The sequence below is a fragment of the uncultured Aquincola sp. genome, from assembly GCF_964001545.1.
In the GTDB taxonomy this organism is placed as follows: Bacteria; Pseudomonadota; Gammaproteobacteria; order Burkholderiales; family Burkholderiaceae_C; genus Aquincola.
In genome coordinates this window covers 1-2,559 of the sequence record NZ_CAXFDV010000016.1, presented here as the reverse complement: position 1 = coordinate 2,559, position 2,559 = coordinate 1, and the positions used below count along the sequence as shown (strand labels likewise).

General features: G+C 68.2%; 2 protein-coding genes. One reads left to right on the top strand and one right to left on the bottom strand.

Annotation, left to right across the window (positions count from 1 at the left end; translation table 11 throughout):
- The first annotated feature begins 1 nt into the window (after window position 1).
- A complete protein-coding gene (gene greB / locus ABNT58_RS00535) occupies window positions 2–502 on the top strand; it encodes a transcription elongation factor GreB (RefSeq protein WP_348751564.1) in 501 nt (166 codons plus the stop codon).
- Between the two features lie 13 nt (window positions 503–515).
- Here the strand turns inward: greB and ABNT58_RS00530 are convergent.
- The coding region (locus tag ABNT58_RS00530; RefSeq protein ID WP_348751563.1) for a bifunctional (p)ppGpp synthetase/guanosine-3',5'-bis(diphosphate) 3'-pyrophosphohydrolase at window positions 516–2,559 on the bottom strand (2,044 nt) is incomplete at its 5' end.

Genomic DNA, 2,559 nt, shown 5'->3' with positions numbered 1-2,559 from the left:
GCTGCCTGCCGGCACCCGCAACTACATGACGCCCGCCGGCTACCAGCGCCTGCGGGCCGAGCTGCTGGGCCTGATCGACGACGAGCGGCCCAAGATCGTGGAAGTGGTGTCGTGGGCGGCCAAGAACGGCGACCGCTCGGAAAACGGCGACTACCTCTACGGCAAGAAGCGGCTGCGCGAGATCGACCGCCGCATCCGCTTCTTGACCAAGCGGCTGGACGTGGCCGAAGTGGCCGACCCCTCGGCCCACCACGGCAGCGACCAGGTGTTCTTCGGCGCCACCGTGACCTATGCCAACCGCAAGGGGGAAGAGCGCACCATCACCATCAAGGGCATCGACGAGGTGGACAACCTGGCCGGCGAGGTGAGCTGGATCTCCCCCATCGCCCGCGCGCTGCTCAAGGCCCGCGAAGGCGACGAGGTGACACTGATGACCCCCGGCGGGCTGGACACGCTGGAGGTGCTGGAGGTGCGTTACCCGGCGCCTGAGCCGAAGGGCTGAGGCACAGCGCCCATCATGGCTTGACCCGTGCCACGCGCAGCACCGACGGCGCGCGCTTGAGGATGCGCAGCACGTCCGCCAGGTGCAGGCGGTCGCGCACCGACAGCGTCAGGCGCATCTCGGCGGTCTGGCCGTCGAGCTGGTCGTCCATGTCGATGTGGGTGATGTCGGCCTCGGCACTGTTCACCGACTGCGCCACCCGCGCCAGCACGCCCTTGCCGTTTTCCAGCAGCAGACTGATCACGGTGTCGAACGGGCGGCTCAGTTCCTCGGCCCAGCCCACGCGCAGGAAGTGCTCGGGGTCGCGCTCGTGCAAGCGCTTGCCGATGCTGCACTCGGCGGTGTGCACCGTCAGCCCTTCGCCGCGGCCCAGGTAGCCGACGATGGCATCGCCCGGGATCGGCTTGCAGCAGGTGGCCAGCTGCACCGAGGCGCCTTCGGTGCCGTCGATCATCACCATGCCCTGGCTGGGCACGCTGTCGTCCACCGCGTACCGGCCCATCGACAGCGTCACCGCGTCGGGCCGCGCGCCGCGTTCCACCATGTTGTGGGCCAGCCGCTTGGCCACGATGTTGGCGATCTTCTTGCCCAGGCCGATGTCGGTCATCAGCTCGTCGCGGTTGCGGTTGCCGCTCCAGCGCGTGAGCTGCTGCCAGGTGGCGGTGGCATTGGCATCGGCGGGGTCGTAGGAAGGCATCAGCATGCCCTCGGCGCGCAGCGCCTGCGCCAGCAGCTTCTCGCCCAGCGCCCGCGACTCCTCATGCTCCATGTTCTTGAGGTAGTGGCGGATCTTGCTGCGCGCGCGGCCGGTGCGCACGAAGTTCAGCCAGGCCGGATTGGGCCGGGCGCCGGGGGCGGTGACCACTTCCACCACGTCGCCGCTCTTGAGCTCGGTGCGCAGGGCCACCGGCTCGCCGTTGACGCTGGCGGCCACGCAATGGTCGCCCACGTCGGAGTGGATGGCGTACGCGAAGTCCACCGCGGTGGCGCCGCGCGGCAGCGCCAGGATCTTGGACTTGGGCGTGAAGACGTAGACCGCATCGGGGATCAGGTCGATCTTGACGTGCTCCAGGAACTCGGCCGAGTCGTTGTTCTCGTCCTGGATGTCGAGCAGCGACTTCAGCCACAGCGCGCCCAGGCGCTGCGCTTCTTCGGGCTGGTGCACGTCCTTGGTCTTGTACATCCAGTGCGCCGCGATGCCGCTTTCGGCCACCGCATGCATGGGCTCGGTGCGGATCTGGAACTCCACCGCCGTGCCCAGCGGGCTCACCAGCGTGGTGTGCAGGCTCTGGTAGCCGTTGGCCTTGGGAATGGCGATGTAGTCCTTGAAGCGGCCCGGCACCGGCTTGTAGAGCTGGTGCAGCACGCCCAGCGACAGGTAGCAGTCGCTCAAGGTGGGCACCACGATGCGAAAGCCGAACAGGTCGCTCACCTGCGCGAACGAGGTGTGCTTCTCGTTCATCTTGCGGTAGATGGAGTAGACGGTTTTTTCGCGGCCCGAGACCTGCACCTTCACCTTGGCATGGGCAAAGGCCTTTTCCACCTCGCGCTGCACCCGGTCGACGATGTCGCGGCGGTAGCCGCGCGAGCGCTGCACCGCCTTCATCAGCGCCGCATGCCGCCACGGGTGCAGGAACTGGAACGACAGCTCCTGCAGCTCGCGGTAGGCGCGGTTCAGGCCCAGCCGGTGGGCGATGGGCGCGTAGATCTCCAGCGTCTCGCGGGCGATGCGGGCGCGCTTTTCCGGCGCCATGCCCGTCATCGTGCGCATGTTGTGCAGCCGGTCGGCCAGCTTGACCAGGATCACGCGCACGTCGCGCGCCATCGCCAGCAGCATCTTGCGGAAGCTTTCGGCCTGCGACTCCTCGCGTGTGCTGAAGTGCAGCTTGTCCAGCTTGGTCAGCCCGTCCACCAGGTCGGCGGTGGCGGCGCCGAAGTGCTCGATCAGCTGCGGCTTGGTGACGCCGCAGTCCTCGATCGTGTCGTGCAGCAGCGCCGCCATGATGGCCTGCGCGTCCAGCTTCCAGTCGGCCACCAGGCCGGCGACGGCGATCGGG